At 74.2% G+C, this 17789-nt stretch carries 17 protein-coding genes and 1 pseudogene; 7 read left to right on the forward strand and 11 right to left on the reverse strand.

Going from position 1 to position 17789, the window contains the following annotated elements:
- The first annotated feature begins 1 nt into the window (after window position 1).
- A complete protein-coding gene (locus tag ACQP1S_RS08630) occupies window positions 2-1000 on the forward strand; it encodes an ABC transporter ATP-binding protein (RefSeq protein ID WP_432904981.1) in 999 nt (332 codons plus the stop codon).
- Entirely contained in the window at window positions 997-1716 is a 720-nt protein-coding gene (locus tag ACQP1S_RS08635) for an ABC transporter ATP-binding protein (protein ID WP_357896982.1), read from the forward strand. The genes ACQP1S_RS08630 and ACQP1S_RS08635 overlap by 4 nt, the downstream gene beginning before the upstream one ends.
- A 95-nt stretch (window positions 1717-1811) precedes the next feature.
- Here the strand turns inward: ACQP1S_RS08635 and ACQP1S_RS08640 are convergent, their stop codons facing one another.
- Window positions 1812-2264 carry a GNAT family N-acetyltransferase gene (locus ACQP1S_RS08640; protein WP_091249724.1) on the reverse strand — a complete coding sequence of 151 codons (453 nt, stop codon included), beginning with the start codon at window positions 2262-2264 and terminating at the stop codon, window positions 1812-1814.
- 74 nt (window positions 2265-2338) lie between these two features.
- On the opposite strand from ACQP1S_RS08640, the gene ACQP1S_RS08645 reads away from it, so the two are divergent.
- Entirely contained in the window at window positions 2339-2836 is a 498-nt protein-coding gene (locus ACQP1S_RS08645; RefSeq protein WP_432904986.1) for a potassium channel family protein, read from the forward strand.
- A 159-nt stretch (window positions 2837-2995) separates the two neighbouring features.
- Here the strand turns inward: ACQP1S_RS08645 and ACQP1S_RS08650 are convergent, their stop codons facing one another.
- Complete coding sequence (locus tag ACQP1S_RS08650; RefSeq protein WP_432907898.1) at window positions 2996-4579, reverse strand: alpha/beta hydrolase; 1584 nt, start codon at window positions 4577-4579, stop codon at window positions 2996-2998.
- Window positions 4580-4608: 29 nt separating this feature from the next.
- Entirely contained in the window at window positions 4609-5724 is a 1116-nt protein-coding gene (locus ACQP1S_RS08655; RefSeq protein WP_432904989.1) for an ATP-dependent DNA ligase, read from the reverse strand.
- Between the two features lie 134 nt (window positions 5725-5858).
- Between ACQP1S_RS08655 and ACQP1S_RS08660 the strand changes: the two genes are divergently transcribed.
- The 4 genes from ACQP1S_RS08660 to ACQP1S_RS08675 all read left to right on the forward strand — a co-directional run bounded on the left by ACQP1S_RS08660 (window position 5859) and on the right by ACQP1S_RS08675 (window position 8298).
- Entirely contained in the window at window positions 5859-6068 is a 210-nt protein-coding gene (locus ACQP1S_RS08660) for a hypothetical protein (protein ID WP_432904991.1), read from the forward strand.
- 133 nt (window positions 6069-6201) lie between these two features.
- Window positions 6202-6624 (forward strand): SRPBCC family protein, encoded by a 423-nt coding sequence (locus ACQP1S_RS08665; protein WP_091249735.1) that lies wholly within the window; start codon window positions 6202-6204, stop codon window positions 6622-6624.
- Window positions 6625-6710: 86 nt separating this feature from the next.
- Window positions 6711-7208, forward strand: a complete 498-nt coding sequence (locus ACQP1S_RS08670; RefSeq protein ID WP_432904994.1) for a DUF1990 family protein — start codon at window positions 6711-6713, stop codon at window positions 7206-7208.
- Window positions 7209-7350: 142 nt separating this feature from the next.
- A complete protein-coding gene (locus ACQP1S_RS08675; protein WP_432904997.1) occupies window positions 7351-8298 on the forward strand; it encodes a hypothetical protein in 948 nt (315 codons plus the stop codon).
- Between the two features lie 88 nt (window positions 8299-8386).
- Here the strand turns inward: ACQP1S_RS08675 and ACQP1S_RS08680 are convergent, their stop codons facing one another.
- From ACQP1S_RS08680 to ACQP1S_RS08715, 8 genes and pseudogenes are all read right to left on the reverse strand, one after another.
- Window positions 8387-9307 (reverse strand): DNA-3-methyladenine glycosylase family protein, encoded by a 921-nt coding sequence (locus ACQP1S_RS08680; RefSeq protein WP_432905000.1) that lies wholly within the window; start codon window positions 9305-9307, stop codon window positions 8387-8389.
- A gap of 460 nt (window positions 9308-9767) precedes the next feature.
- Window positions 9768-10445 (reverse strand): COG4315 family predicted lipoprotein, encoded by a 678-nt coding sequence (locus ACQP1S_RS08685; RefSeq protein ID WP_091249747.1) that lies wholly within the window; start codon window positions 10443-10445, stop codon window positions 9768-9770.
- Between the two features lie 204 nt (window positions 10446-10649).
- Window positions 10650-11432: an anti-sigma factor family protein gene (locus tag ACQP1S_RS08690; RefSeq protein WP_091249750.1), complete on the reverse strand. Its 783-nt coding sequence runs from the start codon at window positions 11430-11432 to the stop codon at window positions 10650-10652.
- On the reverse strand, window positions 11429-12133 hold the full coding sequence (locus tag ACQP1S_RS08695; RefSeq protein WP_219468769.1) for a sigma-70 family RNA polymerase sigma factor: 705 nt from the start codon (window positions 12131-12133) through the stop codon (window positions 11429-11431). The genes ACQP1S_RS08690 and ACQP1S_RS08695 overlap by 4 nt, the downstream gene beginning before the upstream one ends.
- A gap of 82 nt (window positions 12134-12215) precedes the next feature.
- On the reverse strand, window positions 12216-13073 hold the full coding sequence (locus ACQP1S_RS08700) for a spermidine synthase (RefSeq protein ID WP_432905004.1): 858 nt from the start codon (window positions 13071-13073) through the stop codon (window positions 12216-12218).
- A 28-nt stretch (window positions 13074-13101) separates the two neighbouring features.
- Window positions 13102-14067, reverse strand: a complete 966-nt coding sequence (locus tag ACQP1S_RS08705; RefSeq protein ID WP_432905006.1) for a hypothetical protein — start codon at window positions 14065-14067, stop codon at window positions 13102-13104.
- A gap of 93 nt (window positions 14068-14160) precedes the next feature.
- Window positions 14161-16634: pseudogene (locus ACQP1S_RS08710) on the reverse strand (AAA family ATPase).
- Window positions 16634-17782 carry an exonuclease SbcCD subunit D gene (locus ACQP1S_RS08715; protein WP_091249762.1) on the reverse strand — a complete coding sequence of 383 codons (1149 nt, stop codon included), beginning with the start codon at window positions 17780-17782 and terminating at the stop codon, window positions 16634-16636. Before ACQP1S_RS08715 ends, ACQP1S_RS08710 begins: the two are co-directional and overlap by 1 nt.
- Window positions 17783-17789 lie beyond the last annotated feature (7 nt).

Raw genomic sequence — 17789 nt, forward strand, 5'->3', positions numbered from 1 at the left:
GATGACCACGACCGCGGAGAATCCCGTCGTTCCCGATCTGGCGGACCTGCAACGCCGGGCGGCGCAGCGGGCGGCCGAACGGGCCGGTGGGCAGGACCGGCTGCGGGGGCACATCGTCTGCGACGGCCTGGTCCGGATCTTCAAGACCGAGGGCGTCGAGGTGGTCGCCCTCCAGGGGCTGGACCTGGTGATCGACCGGGGTGAGCTGGTGGCGATCGTCGGGGCGTCCGGCTCGGGCAAGTCGACCCTGCTCAACATCCTCTCCGGGTTGGACACGCCGACGGCGGGGATCGCCCGGGTGGCCGACTACGACCTGCTGGCGCTCTCCGCCCGCCGTCGGTTGCGCTACCGGCGGCACACCGTCGGATTCGTCTGGCAACAGACCGGCCGCAACCTGCTGCCCTACCTGACCGCGCGGGAGAACGTGGAACTGCCGATGCGGCTGGCCCGCCGCAGCGGTGGCGGCCGGGCCCGGCGGCGGCGGGCCGACGAGCTGCTGGAGCTGGTCGGGGTGGGTTACTGCGCGGACCGGCGTCCCGGGCAGCTCAGCGGCGGTGAGCAGCAGCGCTGCGCGGTCGCGGTGGCGGTGGCCAACGACCCGGAGGTGCTCTTCGCCGACGAGCCGACCGGTGAGCTGGACGAGGCGACCGGTGCGGAGGTCTTCGCGGCGCTGCGCGCCATCAACGCCGAGCTGGGAGTGACCGTGGTGGTGGTCACCCACGACCACGCCGTCGCCGACCAGGTCCGCCGGACGGTCGCGATCCGCGACGGCCGGACCGCCTCCGAGGTACGCCGGACCGCGCGGATCGGCACCGACGGCAGCACCGAACTGGTCAGCGAGGAGTACGCGGTGCTGGACCGGACCGGCCGGATGCAGCTCCCGGCGCCTTTCGTGGCGGCCCTGGCGCTGCGGGACCGGGTCCGCCTCGATCTCGCACCCGATCACGTGCAGGTCCGCCCCGGCGACCGGACGCCGGACCAGAACGGGAGTGACGCATGAGCGAGCAGGTTTCCGCCGTCCAGGCCGCCGAGGCGGTCACCGACGAGGTGGTGCGGGTCGAGGGGGTGAGCCGGACGTTCGGCCGGGGGCGGCACGCCGTGCACGCCGTCCGCGAGGTCTCCTTCACCGCCGGCCGGGGCGAGCTGGTGGCGGTGCGGGGCCGCTCGGGTGCCGGCAAGACCACCCTGCTGAACCTGGTCGGCGGGCTGGACCGGCCGGACGCCGGCCGGGTCCGGGTGGCCGGGCACGACGTCACCGGTGCCGGCGAGGCCGAGCTGCTGCGGCTGCGCCGGGGGACGGTCGGGTTCGTGTTCCAGACCTTCGGGCTGGTGCCGATCCTGTCGGCGGCGGAGAACGTCGGGGTGCCGCTGCGGCTGGCCCGGGTGGCGGCGGCGGAACGTGAGGAGCGGGTGTCGGTGTTGCTGGAGCTGGTCGGTCTGGGCGGCCACGCCGGGCAGCGCCCGTACGAGCTGTCCGGCGGGCAGCAGCAGCGGGTCGCCGTGGCCCGGGCCCTGGCCAACGAACCCGACCTGCTGATCGCCGACGAGCCGACCGGTCAGCTCGACTCCGAGACCGGCCGAGCGATCATGGACCTGCTCCGCGCGGTGGTGCACGCCCGGGGGATGACCGCCCTGGTCGCCACCCACGACCCGGCCCTGATCGAGGTGGCCGACCGGACGCTGACCCTGCGCGACGGCCGACTCGTCGACGACTGACGCCGCGCCACCGGCCCTGGGCGGCTTGACCCTGGGCGGCTTGACCCTGGGCGGCTTGACCCTGGGCGGCTTGGCCCTGGGCGGGCCGGGCCGGTTCAGAGGGTGAGCTTCATGCCCTCGTGGCTGGCCACGAAGCCGAGGCGCTGATAGAAGCGGTGCGCCTCGGTCCGGGACTTGTCGGTGGTGAGCTGCACCAACCCGCAGCCCCGCCGACGGGCCTGGTCGATCGCCCAGCTCATCATCGTCATGCCCAGCCCCTGGCCACGCAGGTCGGACCGGATCCGGACCGCCTCGACGAGCGCCCGCTCCGCCCCGTGCCGACCCAGCCCCGGGATGTAGGTGAGCTGGAAACAGCCGACGACCTCCCCGGCGCGTTCGGCCACCACCTGCTGGTTGCGCGGGTCGGCGGTGATGTCGGCGAAGGCCCGCTCGTACGCCTCGTCGACCTCGGCGTGCTCGCGTGCCCGGCCGAGCACGTCGTCGGCGAGCAGGGCGAGGACGGCGGGCAGGTCGGCCCGGACCGCCTCGCGGAGGATCACGTCGGTCATGGCCGGCAGCCTGTCACAACGATCCTGGTCGATCGCCGGGCGGAGGTGGCGGCCGGGAGGCAGCATGGTGCGGCATGGAGCCGTTGTTGTTGCCGTTCCGGTGGGTCTACCGGGGCCTGGTGTACTTCGCCAACTCGCCCCGGACGCTGATCACGTCCTACCTGTTGATGATCGTGGTGGCCGGGGTGATCTACGGCCAGGTGGAGCACCGCAGCGCCGCCGACGCCGTCTGGTGGGCGGTGGTCACCGCCTCCACCGTCGGCTACGGCGACATCTCGCCGACCAGTTGGCAGGGGCGTGTCCTGGCCGCGCTGTTGATCTCCACCATGGTGCTGCTGGTCATTCCGCTGATCACCGCGCACTTCGCCAGCCGGCTCATCGTCGATGACGACGCCTTCGAGCACGTCGAGCAGGAGGAGTTGAAGAACGACATGCGCCGGATGCGGGCCCTGCTGGAGGAGTTGGCCGCCCGGCAGGGCATCGTGCTGCCGGAGTTGCCGCCCGCCCCGGCCCCACCGGACCACGCGGCCCTCGTCCGGCAACGACTGCGGGGACGCCGCAACCGCCGTTGACCGCCCGGCAACGGTCACCGCCCGGCGACGGGCCCTGGTCGGCGGTGGTCACCGCCCGGCGGTGGGTCACCGGCCAGTGGTGGTCACCGGCCAGTGGTGGGTCACCGGCCAGTGGTGGTCACCGGTCGGCGGCGGGCGGGCGGCCGGTCGTCCTTCCGGTCATCGGGCGGGGCAGCGCAGTCCCTCCCGGGGGACGGTCAGCGAGATCAGATAGGCGTCCACCGCCTCGGTGATGCAGCTGGTCTGCGGATAGGCGGTGTGTCCCTCGCCCTCCCAGGTGAGCACCCGGCCGACGCCCAGCATCGCGGCCAGCCGGGCGGTCTGCTCGTACGGGGTGGCCGGGTCGCCGGTGGTGCCCACCACCACGATCGGTGGCGCACCGTCGGCCCGACCGGTCGGGTACGGGTCCCGCCCGCCCGGCCACTCGACGCAGCCGAACATCCCCACCGCCAGGGCCGGCCCGAACAGCGGGTACTTCTGCCGCCACTGGGACTGCAACTGGCGGATCTGGTCGACGCTGGGCTTCTCGGTCTCGTCGGCGCAGTTGACCGCCAGGTTGGCGTCGAACAGGTTGGTGTAGCGCCCGTCCTCGCCCCGCCCGGCGTACGAGTCGGCGAGCTTGAACACGTCGGTCGGGTCGCCGTCGTCGAGCCGGTCGATCGCCCGGGCCAGCTCCTCCCAGCCCGACTCGGTGTAGAGCGAGGAGATCACCGCGTAGAAGACCCAACCGGAGGTCGCCTCCCGCCCGCCGGCACCGCGCACCGGGGAGACCTTCGCCTTGTCGATCGCCGAGGTCACCGCGCCCCGGGCATCCGGTGCGATCGGGCAGCGGCCGGCGTTGGCCGCGCACCAGCGGTCGAAGTTGCCGAACGCCCGCTCGAAGCCCCGGGCCTGGCTCTCCGAACCGGCCACCAGCTGCTGCTGCGGGTCCACCGCGCCGTCGAGCACCAACGCCCGGACCCGCTGCGGATAGAGCTGGGCGTAGGTCGCGCCGAGCAGGGTGCCGTAGGAGTAGCCGAGGTAGGTGAGCTTGTCGTCGCCGACGGCGGCCCGGACCGCATCCATGTCCCGGGCGGCCTGCTCGGTGCCGTAGAGCGGGAGCTGGTCGCCGTACCGGTCGCCGCACCCCTGGCCGATCCGCCGGTTGAGCGCCTGGTAGCCGTCGAACGACTGCTGGCTGCGCGGGTCGGGGTCGAAGCCGAAGCTGGCGTCCAGGTCGGCGTCGGAGATGCACTTGACCGGGCTGGACCGGGACACTCCGCGCGGGTCGAACCCGACGATGTCGAACCGGTCGGTGACCGCCGTGGGCAGCCCCCCGAACGACGGCCCGAACGACAGGTAGACGGCGGTGTCCACGCCGGACCCGCCCGGCCCGCCCGGATTGATCACCAGGGAACCGATCCGGTCCCGTTGCTTCGACGACCGGGCCCGCAGCAGGGCGATCTCGAAGGTCTCGCCGCTGCCCGGCCCGGCGGTGGCCCCCGTCCCGGTGCCCCAGTTGCGGGGCACCGCGATCCGGGCGCACTCGTAGCGCATGCCCGGGGCGCCCCGACCCACCAGCTCGTCGGCCACCTCGGGGCAGGCCCGCCAGGTGGGGGCGTTGCCGGGTGCCGCCGCCGCCGAGTCCTCGGTACGCGGGGCGAACGCCGGCATCGTGCACCCGGTGACGAGCAGCGCGCCCGCGACGAGCCCGGCCAGGGTGAGCCGGACCTGGCGGATCCGGTGGGCAGTGCGGGTCACCAGCGGGCCTCCATGATCGTGTGCCAGCCAGGCTACGCCGGGGTGCCGGCGTCCGGGGGCAGGGTCACCGCCGGATCACCCCGGAGCACCTGGTCGACGTCGAACCGCACCGGGCGGTCCAGTTGGTCGTAGCGGCAGGAGCGGGGATCACGGTCGGGCCGCCAACGGACGAACCGGGCGGTGTGCCGGAACCGGTCGCCCTCCATCGCGTCGTAGCCGACCTCCATCACCAGCGCGGGCCGCAGCGGCACCCAGTCGAGGTTCTTGGTGCCCGTCCAGCGGCTGACCCCGCCGGGAATGCGCTGGCCGCGCTCGTGGTCGCCGTGCACCCATGGGTGCTCCTCCTCGCCCTCCCGGTAGGGGGCCAACTCGTCGAGCAGCTCCTGCCGGCGGGCCATGGTGAACGAGGCGCTCACCCCGACGTGGTGCAGCACCCCGGCCTCGTCATAGAGGCCGAGCAGCAACGAGCCGACCACCGGCCCGGACTTGTGCCAACGGAACCCGGCCACCACCACGTCGGCGGTACGGGCGTGCTTGACCTTCGCCATCAGCCGCTTGCCCGGCTGGTAGGTCAGGTCGGCGGGCTTGACGATCAGCCCGTCCAGCCCGGCGCCCTCGAACACCTCGAACCAGCGCCGGGCGGTCTCCGGGTCGGTGGTGACCTGGGTGACGTGCACCGGTGGCCGGACCCCGGCCAGCGCCCGCACCAGGTGTTCCCGCCGGGTCGGGTAGGGCTGGTCGACCAGCAGTTCGTCGTCGAGGGCAAGCAGGTCGAAGGCGACGAAGTCGGCCGGGGTCGTCTCGGCGAGCAACGCGACCCGGGAGGCGGCCGGATGGATCCGTTGGGCGAGCTGCTCGAAGTCGAGTCGGGGCTGACCGTCCGGACCGTCGCGCCGGATCACGATCAGCTCGCCGTCGACCGCGCACCGCTCGGGCAACTGCGCCCGGACCTGCGCCACCACCTCGGGGAAGTAGCGGGTCATCGACTTGCCGCCCCGGCTGGCCAGCTCGACCTCGTCGCCGTCGCGGAACACGATGCAGCGGAAACCGTCCCACTTGGGCTCGTAGGTCAGGCCGGGATCGGTGGGTAGGCGGGCCACGCTCTTGGCCAGCATCGGCTCGACCGGGGGATTGATCGGCAGGTCCACGGCGACCAGTCAACCAGACACCACCGACAGTGGTGAGGCAGATCACTGTCGGTTCCGGTCCGGCGTGTCCCCGTCCGTACCTCCTGTCCCGCGGATGCGGATGCGTTTCCGCAGCTCAGAGCTACCGTCGCGGGGTGGAGTGGCAGTGTGGTTGCTGCGGGCGCTGGCGGGTCAGCGTCGAGCTGGTCCGGGGTCGGCACCGCTACCGCCTGGTGCACCGCTATCCGGCCCGCTTCGGCGGCGGCAAGAACGTGCTCGGCGAGGCGGGCACCGTCGCCGAGCTGGCGGAACTGCTCCACCGGCACACCCCGCTCGACCTGGCCGACCTGCGCGAGGCCGGCTGAGTCCGGCGGCCGGACCGGTGCCGCCGACACCGTCGGGAGGGCGACCGGAGGGTGGCCCGGTCACGATTGCTCCGGCACCCTCGTCTGGACCCGGGCGGCACGCGGGTGCCGCCGGTGGAGCCACGGAGGCGGCATGCGGTTCGAGACGGCGACCGAGATCGACGCGGACATCGACACGGTCTGGGCGGTGCAGACCGACATCGATCGGTGGCCCGAGTGGACCGACTCGGTCCGGACCGCCCGCCGGGGTGAGGCCGGGCCGTTGGTCCTCGGCGCCACCGCCTGGCTGGAGCAGCCCCGGCTCCGTCCGACGTACTGGCGGGTCACCGAGATCGACCCGCCCCGCTGCTTCGTCTGGGAGTCCACCACCCCGGGGGTGCGCAGCCGGGGCGAACACCGGATCGTGCCGCTGCCCGACGGTCGGGTCCGGGTGGAGCTGGCCCTGGTGTTCACCGGCCCGCTCGCCGGGCCGACCGGCTGGCTCGGCGGCCGGCTGGTGCGCCGCTACCTGCGGCTGGAGGCCGACGGGCTCCGACGGCGCTGCGAGGCCGGCTGAGCGGTGGGGGCCGTCGGTCCGGGCAGGCGGCCGGGTCGCCGGTCGACGTCATCGGTCCTAGGCTGGGCGGGACCCAGGGAGGCGCGGTGTCCGAGTTGACGTACCCCGAGGTGGGTGCGACCCGACGGGGGCCGCTACCGGCGGGCTACCACCACCTGCGGCACACGTTCCGGATGCCGCCCGGCAGTTTCCTGGTCGCCGCCGAGGCCGTGCTGAGCTGGCGGCTGCACCGGGCGGCCGGGGTGCGGATGCGCACCGACGCGCCGTGGGCCGCGCCCGGCATGCGGGTCACCCCGGGGCTCGGGCTGGGTCCGCTGCGGGTGTGGGGGCCGTGCGAGGTGGTCTGGGTGACCGAGGGCGATCGGGAGGCCGGCTTCGGCTACGGCACCCTGCCCGGCCATCCGGAACGCGGGGAGGAGGCGTTCCTGGTCCGCTGCGACGACGACGGCAGGGTCAGCTTCGAGGTCACCGCGTTCAGCCGGCCGGACCGCTGGTTCGTGACCGCCGCCGGGCCCGCCGGCCGCGCCGTCCAGCACGGGTACGCGCGCTGGCTGGCCCACACCCTGCGCCGCCTCTGCCGGTAGGGATCGACCTACCAGGGAGGTAGGTCGACCAGGTGCAGCACGACAGCGCCCTACCAGGTGTCGTGGAGCGGGGTACCAGTCCTGATCCAATGATCTCTCGGAGGAGATCCGGGATGCCGGCAGCTCGACGAAGGATGAGGACATGAAGAGCTTCATGACTGCGGAGCAGATCGCCCACCGGACCCGGCGCGCGGTCGACTCGGCCGTCCACGCCGGGCGCGCACAGGGGCTCGTCGTGACCGACGCCCGGGTGCTCTACGACGCCTTCTCCGTGGTCGTGCACCTCGCACCGGCTCCGGTCGTGGCCCGGGTGCCCACGGTCCTGCCGCACTATGCGGACCTCGACAGTGTGTCGGGTCGGCAGCGGGCGGAGCTGGCCGTGACGGCGTGGCTCGCGGACCGGGGCATGCCGGTCATCGCGCCCAGCTCCCTCGTGCGCCGGGAACCGGTGCGGCACGACGGCTTCTCGATGACGTTCTGGCAGTTGATCGAGCTGGCCCCGGCCGCAGCACCCGACTACGTGGCGAACTGCGGCCTCATCCCCGCGCTGCACGCCGCCCTGCGCGACTATCCGGGTGAGTTGTCCTTCCTGTCTGCGGCCGAACCGCAGTTCATCGAGGACGGCCTCAGGATGCTCGACGGCCGGCCCGAGCTCATCGACCGGACGGACCTGGACCGTGCCCGCCGGGAATGGCAGGTGCTGGAACCTCCCGTGCGCTCCCGCGAGCTGTTCGAGCGGACGTTTCCGGGGGTCGACCTGCAACCCGTCCACGGAGACTCCCCGGCCGTGAACATCGTCGCCGGGGTGGACGGGCATCGCTACGCCGACTTCGAGATGGTGACGCTGGGGCCCGTCGAGTGGGACGTCGTCGGCGTCGGTCCGGACGGCGAGGCCGCCTACCGGCATGCGGCGCAGCGCCGGAACATGCGGCAGCTCGACGAGGACGTGCTGCGCTTCGTGACGGCGGTGGGGATGCTGCGCGGCATCGCCTGTCTCGCCCTGGCCCCCCAGTTGCCGATGCTGGCGGACGCCCTCGGCGGCATGCTCGACCAGTGGCGGTCGACGCCGTTCGCCGGTGGGCTCGGCTAGCAGCCGGTTGGCGGGGTCCGCCACCCGCGCATGCCCGGGGAGCGGCCGGCGGGCGGGCCGGTGGGTGGGCGGCCGGTGGGGCGGCCGCTCAGAAGCGGGCGAAGGAGCGGACCGGCATCCGGGGGCCGAACCGGGGCGCCTGGATGCCGGCGACGGCCAGCAGCAGGCAGACCCGCCCCCGGTGCCCCCGGAACGGGGCGAGCAGGCCGAGCATCCGGGCGTCGTCACCGCGTGGCTCACCGGCGAGCGCCCAGGCCACCGTGTTCGGCACGTGGTAGTCGCCGACGCTGACCGCGTCCGGGTCGCCGTACCCGATCCGGACCACCTCGGCGGCGGTCCACGGGCCGATGCCGGGGATCGCGGTGAGCCGCCGGGTCGCCTCCGCGCTGTCGACGCAGCGTTCCAGCCGGTCGGCCAGGGCGGCGGCCCGGCGCAGCGTGTCGGCCCGGCGCTGCTCCACGCCGAACGGGTGGAACACCCAGTACGGCGTCGCCGCCACGGTGGCCGCGTCGGGTGGTAGCAGCAGTGGCGGGAACGGCCCGGGCGCGGGCTCGGCGAAGTGTCGGACGGTCGCCGCGTACGCCCGGTACGCCTCCGTGCCGGTGACCTTCTGTTCGAAGACGGCGCGCAGCACCCGGGGGAAGAGTTGACCGGTGGCGGGCATCCGCAGCCCCCGGTGCCGGGCGGCCAGCTCGGCCACCAGCGGATGGGCGGCGGCCAGCTCGGCGAAGCCGGTCAGGTCGTCGCGCAGGCCGGCGATCGCGTCGGCCCGCTCGACCACCCAGTCGGCGCCCGGCCCGTGACCCTCGGCGATCAGCGTGCCGCCCTCGGGGCGCAGGGCCAGGGTGGCGGGACCGGTCGGGGTGCGGGTGGCCCACCAGAAGGTGCCGGCGGCGACCCGTGCGCACGGGTCGTACGGGCTGAAGGTGAGGGCCCGGACGGAGGCGGTGAACCGGTAGTCGGCCGGCGGTCGCAGCACCCGGCGCGCTGCCGGCTCGTCCCAGGTCACCCCGCCACTGTGCCATGCTCCCCGCCGGGAATCAGCCCGGTCCCCGGCCGGCATCCGGGCCACCTGCGGCGGACCCGGCGGTGGAACCCGGGGGCGGATCCAGGGGCGGAACCCGGCGGTGGAACCGGGGTGGAAATGGACGACACCGCCGACGTCCTGCACGTCGGCGGTGTCTCCATCCCGAAGCGGACCGGCCGCCCGAGCGGCCGTGGGTGCGGGGTTGGGGGGACCTTCGATGGCGCACGCCCGCTGGCGTGTGGCGCGTCCATCGCCCTTGTCCGCTCCGGGGGTTCGTGGGGAGGGTCCGGCGGGTGGTACCGCGACGCCGGCCCGGTTGGGGGCCGGCGTCGCGGCCGGGACCGTACGACGCTGCCGGTACGTCGACGGTCCTCATCCGTGACGGTGGCCGGCCGCGCCCTCCCCGGCTGCGACCGGCCACCGTGTCTCGGCTGAGGCGGGATCAGTAGGTGTAGTCCCCGCCGCTGTTCGAGCCGCCCGAGTCGCCGGCCGCCGGCGGGGCGACCGCCTTCGGGGTGCCGGTCGGCAGGCAGGTCAGGTTCTTCTTGCCGTTCGGGTCGACCACGAACCAGGTGCCGCCGACGCCCTGGCCCTTCCACTGGCCGGCCTTCTTGTCACCGATGTAGCGGTAGACCGGCCAACCACCGATGGTGATCTGGCGGGTGCCGTCCTGGCGGGTGACGGTGCCGACCTTGTCGTCGGAGACGCCCTGGAGCTGCGGGTTGCCGTCGGTCAGCGCGGGCGGCCAGACCTGCGCGCACTTGTCGACGCAGTTCGACGACGGCGGATCGTCGGAGTCCTTGTCGAAGCGGTAGAGGATGAAGCCCTCCTGGTCCACCACCACCTTGCCCATCCGGGCGATCTTCTTGCCGACGAGCTGGTCGGTCAACTGGACGTTGGCCGGGGGCGGCGCCTGGTCGGCGGCGGGGGCGCCAGAGGCACCGGGCGCTCCGGGGGAAGCCGAGGAATCCGGCTCGACCGACGCGGTGGGCTCGGCCGCGGCGACGGCGACCGGCTCGGCGGCGCTGGAGTTCGCTCCGTTGTAACCTGCGGGTGCGCAGGCCGTGAGTGCGACCACCGCGCTCGCGACGATGACGGTCGTCCGCTTGATCTTTGCCACGTGCCCTCCTCATTCTTGGCGGTTCACCGAGTAGTACGGAGCGTCCACTGTCAAGGTTGAACGATCGACAGTGGGCCATTTCACATCCGATCCGTTGAACCGTTCCGGTCGGCCGTACGTGTGCGCCAGCAGAGGCATCCTCCGGGCCGGAAAAGCCGAAACGGCGTCGACCCGGACCGGGTCGACGCCGTTTCGGCGGTTGTCTCAGGGAACGAGGGTCACCAGCGGACTCGCCACCCCGTTGGCGTCCACCGACTGCACCTGCAACTTCGCGATCTCACCGCGCGGCGCCGAGGTGGACGCCTCCAACTGGAGATTCTGCGGGTTGGCGGTGGTGCCGTAACCCGTCCCCGGCACCGCCCAGGTCGAGATCACCTCGGTGGTGTCGTTCTTACGGATCACCACCAGCCGGCAGGTGCGCGGGCCGGGCAGCCGGGTCAGGTTGAACCCGATCCAGGTGCCGTACTCCTTGCTGGCCAGCCACATGGTGGCCTTCACCCCGGTGCTGCCGTCGGTGGCGTCGAACTGGTCGCCCTCGATCTCGGTGCCACCCACCGACGGCCCCGACCGGGTCGGCTGCGGGCTCGCCGGCCCGTCCACCGGCGTCGAGCGGCTCGGCTCGGCGATCACCGGACCGTCACCGCCGACCGTACCGCCGAAGGTGGCCACCCCGACGCCGCTGAGCGCGCCGACCGCCACCACCGCGGCGGCCATCGAGAGCACCTGCCGGAACCGGGCCTTGCGCCGGTGGGTACGGACCGCGACCAGGGTACGGTCCAGCAGCCGCGGGTCCGTCGCGGTCTGCTCCATCGCCATCATCGTCTCGCCGTCGATGTCGGAGAGCAGCCCCACCACCGGGACCATGGTCTCCAACTCGGCGGCACAGGCCCAGCAGGTCGCGAGGTGCTCCTCGAACCGTTCGGTGTCCTGCACGTCCAGGACGCCGAGCGCGTAGGCGGCGACATCCATATGGTCTGCCCGGCTCATTCCGTCACCCCCCTCTCCTGTAGGGCTGTGCGCAGGGCGCGCAGCGCGTAGTAGACCCGCGACTTGGCGGTGCCCAGCGGCAGGCCCAACTCCTCGGCCGCCTCCGGCACCGTCCGACCGCGGAAGTACGTCGCCACCAGGATCTCCCGGTGTGACTGGCTCAACGTCCGCAGCGCGTCCGCCACCGTCATGGTGCGCAGCACCCGGTCGGTGCTGTCCGCCTCGGCGAACGCCGTCAGATCCCGGTCGTACGTCTCGGGCGGGCGGGCCTGCTCACTGCGGTGCTCGTCGATGGCGATCCGCCGGGCCACCGTGACCAGCCAGGGACGCAGCGAACCCTGCCCCTGCACGCCCAGCCGGTGCGCGTTGCGCCAGGCCCGCAGCAGCGTCTCCTGGACGATGTCCTCGGCGCGCTGCCGGTCACCACCGGTCAACCGCATCACGAACATCAGCAGCGGACCGGCGTGCTCGGCGTAGAGCAGCCGGACCAACTGGTCGGAGTGGCTCGCCTCCGGGGTCGTCGCCGGGGCCTGGTGCCGCCCAGGTGCCGATCGCGGAGTCACCGGGCCATTCTGGCGATCGGTGGGGCCGGCGTCGACCCCCCGGCTTGACCTCGACGCACGGGACTGCGGCTGGGCCCGGGCGAACATCCACCCTGGCCTGGCCAATTCGCCGTGCAAGCCGGCCGCGACCGCACTCATCCAGACCTCCTGCTGTCCACCGACATCAGCGGGCCCACGGGGAGGGCGCCGATCGTTGATACGGAACGGTCTTCCCCGCGGATCAACGGCGGACCGAAAAAATTCCTGGCGGCGGTGGGACGGAGCCGGTGGCGTCCGCGTCGGTGACCACCGCGGCGCCGGCCGCGAACCGGTCCAACTGGTCGCCGGCCAGCACCCGACCGGGGAACCAGTCCCCGGCCGCGCGTCGGGTCAGCTCCGGCACCGGCGGCTCGACCCGGCCCGCCACCAGCACCAGATTGCCGTGCCGCCGCCCGCGCAGCACGGCCGCGTCGCCGACCAGGGCGGCCCGGGGCAGCACCGAGCGGACCGTGGCCACCTGGGCACGGGCGTGCCGCAACGGGGGACCGTCGGCCAGGTTGGCCAGGTACCAGCCGTCCGGCGCGAGCACCCGGGCCACCTGCCCGGCGTACTCCGCGCTGGTCAGATGGGCGGGGGTACGCGCACCGGCGAAGACGTCGGCGACCACCACGTCGTACCCGGCGTCGCGGCTGGACTCCAGGGTGGCCCGGGCATCGGCGACCCGCACCTTGAGCCGGGGATCGGCCGGCCAGGGCAGTTCCCGCCGGACCAGCTCCACCAGCGCGCCGTCCACCTCGACGACCCGCTGCGTCGACCCGGGCCGGGTGGCCTGCACGTAGCGGGGCAGGGTCAACGCGCCGCCGCCGAGGTGCAGCACCCGCAGCGGCGTGCCGGGCGGGGCGAGCAGGTCCAGCGCCGCACCGAACCGACGGACGTACTCGAACTCCAGGTGCGTCGGGTCGGCCAGGTCGACGTGCGACTGCGGGGCGTCGTCGAGCAGCAGCGTCCACGAGCGGGGCCGGTCCGGGTCCGGCACCAGCTCGGCCCGGCCGGTGTCGACCGGCACGACGATCCGGTCGTCGCCACGGCGGCGGCCCATCAGCGGCACCTCCCACGATCGCGGCCCATCAGCGGCGCACCCCACCGCGGGTGGCCATGGTCAGGGCCCGGTGCAGCAACCGCGCGTCGCCCAGCAGCCCGCGCAGCCGCCGCTCCAACCCGGCGATCGGCACCAGGTTCTGCGGGGCCCGGGGGTCCTTGTACGGCGAGGAGGCGAACCGGGGCAGGGTGACCAGCGACAGGTCGGCCAGCGCGATCGCGTCCTGCGGTGCGAGGTCGGGCGAGCACTCCAGCCGGACGATCCCGGCCCAGGGCGCACCCACCGTCACCGGCAGCCGCAGATACCACGACCAGCCGCCCCAGGCGGTGCCGAGCCGGAACACCGGGGACCGCTGGCCGGAGCCCAGCCCGGTGACCACGGCGGTGAGCCGGGCGTCGAGATACTGGCTGTGCTGGGTCTTGATGTAGCCCAGGGTGCGCGGCAGCTGCCGGCGGGCCCGCAGCGGACCGTCCACCACCAGCAGGTCCCCGTCGGCGCGGGCGGCGTCGGAGACGGCCACCTCCAACGCGGTCAGCGGGGCCTGCACCGCCGCCGGCAGCTTGCTCAGCTCACCCGTGCCGCCGACCCGGTGCACCGGGTAGCGCACCTGCCCGCAGGTCACCTCCTGCGCCGACGGGCTGGCCGTGAACAGGCCCCGGCCCACCCGTGCCCCGGCCAACTCCGCCAGGCCGCGCTCCAGGTCGCAGCGGACCACCCCGGCCGCGTAGGAGGCGGCGATCCCCGGGTACGAGGCACCGTCCTCCTCGGCCGTCCACACGCTGGCGTCGATCCGGCGTACCCCGTCGACGAGCAGCACCACGGCGGGGGCGGCCACCCCCGGGCGTGGCCCGATCGCCTGCCAGTCCACCGCCGGCAGTTCCACGTCGGCGTCGACCTGGGTGCTGCTCGGCGTCACCGGCCCGCCCGGGGTCGCCTCGAACGACGCCCCGTAGGACGGGTCCCAGGCGTCCACGAAGAGCTGCGGCCCGGTCACGTCACCCTCCGCCGCTGCGCTGCGCTCCTCGCGCTCACCGGGCCTGCCTTTCGTTCGCGACTGCGGGGCTCCGCTGCGCTGCGCTCCTCGCGCTCACCGGCCGGTCCGTTCGACGTGGGCGGTGCGGGCGTCCTTGCGGACCTCGAAGCGCACCGGGATGCGCTCGGCCAGCGCCGGCACGTGGGTCACCACGCCGACCATCCGGTCACCCCGGGCGGCGAGACTCTCCAGCGTGGCGGCGACGATGTCCAGGGTGGCCGCGTCGAGGGTGCCGAACCCCTCGTCCAACACGATCGACTCCAGGCTGGCGGCCGTGGTGGACATCCCGGCGAGCTGTTCGGACAGCGCCAGTGCCAGGGCCAGCGACGCCTGGAACGTCTCCCCGCCGGACAGCGTCCGCACCCCCCGGCGCAGCCCCGCGTCGTGATGGTCGACCACAAAGAACTCACCCTTGTCGTGGACCAGGTCGTACTGCCCCTGGGACAGCTCCCGCAGGATCCCGGAGGCCCCGTCGACCAGCAGGTCCAACGCCTCGGCCAGCAGCCAACGCTCGAAGTTGTTGGCCCGCAGGTGCCCGGCCAACGCCCGCGCCGTCCGCGCCTGCCGCTCGTGCTCGGCGCGTTGTTCCCGCAGCTGGAGGGCCTGCGCGCGACGCTCGGTGATCCGCCGCAGGTCGGCCTCGGCCCGCTCGGCGGCCACCGCGACCGCCTGCGCCGGGTCGTCGGCGGGACGCAACCCGGCGGCGTCGAGCAGGCCGCCGATCCGTTCCTCGACCGCCTCGGCGGCCGACTGCGCCGCACCCACCGCGCCGACCAGCCCGTCGCGGTCGGCGCGTCGTCGCCCGGCCTGTGCGCCGGCCCACCCGACCAGGGTCGTCCAGGCGGCGGCCACGTCGTCCCGGTCGGCGGCCGGCGGACCGAACCGGGCCAGGCCGTCCCGGGTGGTGTCGAAGTCCCGCCAGGCGGCCCGCAGCCGTTCCTCGGCGGTGTCGGCCGCCCCCGGGCCCGCCGGGCGGCGTCCCGGCCGGTCCGCACCGCCGCTGCCGCCTCCTCCAGCGCCTGCCGCAGCCGGGCGTGCTCGGCGAGCTGGTCGCGTAGCGCCGCCGGGGTGGCCGCGCCGGCGAGCTGCCCGGCCAGCTCGGTCAGCCGGCCGCGCAGCTGGTCGTGCTGGGCGCGGAGCCGGACCAGCGCCCGGTCCTGCTCCCGCGCGGCCTTGTCCCGCTCGTCGACCAGCGCCTGGGCGGCTTTGCTGGCCGCCCGGGCCGTCTTGCCGGCCGCGGTCGCCGCGGCGACCGCGGAGCCGGCCGGCATCACCGGCACCCGGGGCACCGACTGCGCGCAGACCGGGCAGGTCGCACCGTCGACCAGGTGCGCCCGCAAGGCGACCGCCTGGTCGGTGGCCTTGGCCTCCTCGTGGGCCCGGAACGCCGCCTCCAGCTCGGCCTCGGCCCGCGCGGCCGCCTCCCGGGCCGCGCCGAGGGCCGCCACCGCCGTGTCGTGGGTGGCCCGCGCCGCGTCCAGCGCCACCCGGACCGTGTCGGCCTCGGCGGTCAACCGCTCCGCGTCCGCGTGCGCCCGCAGCAGCAGCCGCAGGGCGCTCTCGTCGCCCGCGCCGGCCAACTCGCCGCGCAGCTTCTCCTCCCGCTCCTCGGCCAGCGCCACGGTGCGGGCCGCCCCGTCGACCGCCGCCCGCGCGGTGCTCACCGTGCGGGCCACCTCGGCCACCCCGGCCGGGGCGCGTACCCCCGCCAGTCCGGCGAGATCGGCGTCGAGCGCGGCCAGCGCCGCCGTGGCCTCACGCGCCGCCGCCCACGCCCGCTCCCGCTCCGGTACGGCCGCCGCGACCGCACCGGACAGCTCACGGATCCGCTCGACCTGCGTGGTCGCGATGGCCAGCGTCTCGTCGTCGACGTCGGTCAACCCGCCGAGCACCCGGGCGACCGCCTCCAGCTTCGCCTCGGCCTGCCCGGCGCGTTCGGTGGCCCGCTTCTGCACGTTCTCGTAGACGCCGAGGCCGAGCAGGTTGACCAGGATCTGCTGCCGGGTGGCCGGCTTGGCGTGCAGGAAGTCGGCGAACTGCCCCTGCGGCAGCACCACGCAGGAGGTGAACTGCTCGTACGGCAGCCCGACCGCGTCCAGCACGGCCTGTTCCATCTCGGCCGGGGTGCCGGCCAACACCTCGCCCAGATCCTCCGGGCTGAGCCCGGTGTCCAGCTTGGTGATGTCGAACCCCGGCGGCATCAGCTGCAACCCGGCGTTGGCGGTCTTGACGGTGCCCCGGCCGTCCCGGCGGACCACCCGGGTCGCCACGTACCGGTCGCCGGCCGACTCGAAGACCAACCGGACCCGGGCCTCCACCGCCGACGGGGCGAGCGCGTTGGCCAACCCCCGGGTGCCACCCCAGCGGGGGACCGCGCCGTAGAGGACGAAGCAGATCGCGTCCAGCACCGTCGACTTGCCCGAGCCGGTCGGCCCGACCAGGGCGAAGAAGTCGGCGTCGGTGAAGTCGACGGTGGTCTCGTCACGGAAGACGGTGAAGCCGGCCAGATCCAGCCGCATCGGTCGCATCAGCGCTCCACCTCCTCCAGCAACTCGTCGAACAGGTCCCGTACCCCGTCGTCGTCGTGCCCCCGGCTGCCCAGGTAGTCGGCGAACAGCTCGCGGGGGGAGCGGCCGGCCCGCTGGGCGACCCGGGTGCCACTGCCCGGGGTGGGCAGCAGCTCCGGGTCGATCCGGATCTCCAACGCGCGGGGGAACAGCTCCTGCACCTCCTCCCGCAGGCCGGCCCGGGGCTGCTCCCGGACGAACACCCGCAGCCAGCCCTCGGGTGGGGTCGCCTCGGTCAACTGGGCGAGGGTGCCGCGCACCGTGCGCAGCGGCACCGCGGCCGCGACCGGGACCTCCCGGATCCGGGCGGCGGAGTGCGCGCCCACCTCGACCAGCGTCACCGAGCAGACGTTCTCCTGCTCGCCGAAGTCGACCGCGAGCGGGCTGCCGCTGTAGCGGACCGGGCACGGCCCGATCACCCGCTGCGACCGGTGCAGGTGACCCAGGGCCACGTAGTGCGCGGTGCCGGGGAAGACCGATGCCGGCACCGCGTAGCCGAGCACCGTGTGCGCGTCCCGCTCGCCACCGCCGGTGGTCGCCCCGACCACGGTGAGGTGGGCGGTGACCAGGTGCACCCGGTCCGGCTCGGTGAAGCCCTCGGTCAGCTTGGCCAGCACCCGGCCGAGGTGGTCGGCGTACGTCTGGGTGGCCTCGGCGGCGGTCAGGTCGTACATCTCCACCGCGCGGACCGCGTACCGCTGGGAGAGGAAGGGCAGGGCGGCGAGCTGCCAACGCTCACCGTCGGCGGTGACGCCGTCGATGACGTGCTCGGCCGGGTTCTCGCGTACCCCGCCGCGCAGGGTGATGCCGGCCGCCTCGGCCCAGGGGCGCAGCGCGTCCAGGGCGTGGCCGTTGTCGTGGTTGCCGCCGATCGCCACCACGTCGGCCCCGGTGCGCCGCAGCGCGGTCAACGCCCGGGTGACCAGCCGGGTCGCCTCCGGGCTGGGCGCGGCCGTGTCGTACAGGTCACCGGCGACGATCACCAGGTCGGGGCGTTCGGCGTGGGCGATCTCGATCACCCCGGCCAGCACCTGCTTGTGCTCCTCGGCCCGGGACTGCCCCTTGAGCACCTTGCCGACGTGCCAGTCGGAGGTGTGCAGGATCTTCATGGCTGCC

The sequence above is a fragment of the Micromonospora matsumotoense genome, from assembly GCF_050951065.1.
GTDB classification, from domain to species: Bacteria; Actinomycetota; Actinomycetes; order Mycobacteriales; family Micromonosporaceae; genus Micromonospora; species Micromonospora matsumotoensis.

What these genes read in the sequence shown, in the direction of transcription:
- ACQP1S_RS08715 (WP_091249762.1), bottom strand. Translation starts at nt 17,782, where the DNA reads ATGAAGATCCTGCACACCTCCGACTGGCACGTCGGCAAGGTGCTCAAG.
- ACQP1S_RS08645 (WP_432904986.1), top strand. Translation starts at nt 2,339, where the DNA reads ATGGAGCCGTTGTTGTTGCCGTTCCGGTGGGTCTACCGGGGCCTGGTG.
- ACQP1S_RS08690 (WP_091249750.1), bottom strand. Translation starts at nt 11,432, where the DNA reads ATGAGCCGGGCAGACCATATGGATGTCGCCGCCTACGCGCTCGGCGTC.
- ACQP1S_RS08630 (WP_432904981.1), top strand. Translation starts at nt 2, where the DNA reads ATGACCACGACCGCGGAGAATCCCGTCGTTCCCGATCTGGCGGACCTG.
- ACQP1S_RS08675 (WP_432904997.1), top strand. Translation starts at nt 7,351, where the DNA reads ATGAAGAGCTTCATGACTGCGGAGCAGATCGCCCACCGGACCCGGCGC.
- ACQP1S_RS08700 (WP_432905004.1), bottom strand. Translation starts at nt 13,073, where the DNA reads ATGGGCCGCCGCCGTGGCGACGACCGGATCGTCGTGCCGGTCGACACC.
- ACQP1S_RS08665 (WP_091249735.1), top strand. Translation starts at nt 6,202, where the DNA reads ATGCGGTTCGAGACGGCGACCGAGATCGACGCGGACATCGACACGGTC.
- ACQP1S_RS08695 (WP_219468769.1), bottom strand. Translation starts at nt 12,133, where the DNA reads ATGAGTGCGGTCGCGGCCGGCTTGCACGGCGAATTGGCCAGGCCAGGG.
- ACQP1S_RS08640 (WP_091249724.1), bottom strand. Translation starts at nt 2,264, where the DNA reads ATGACCGACGTGATCCTCCGCGAGGCGGTCCGGGCCGACCTGCCCGCC.
- ACQP1S_RS08635 (WP_357896982.1), top strand. Translation starts at nt 997, where the DNA reads ATGAGCGAGCAGGTTTCCGCCGTCCAGGCCGCCGAGGCGGTCACCGAC.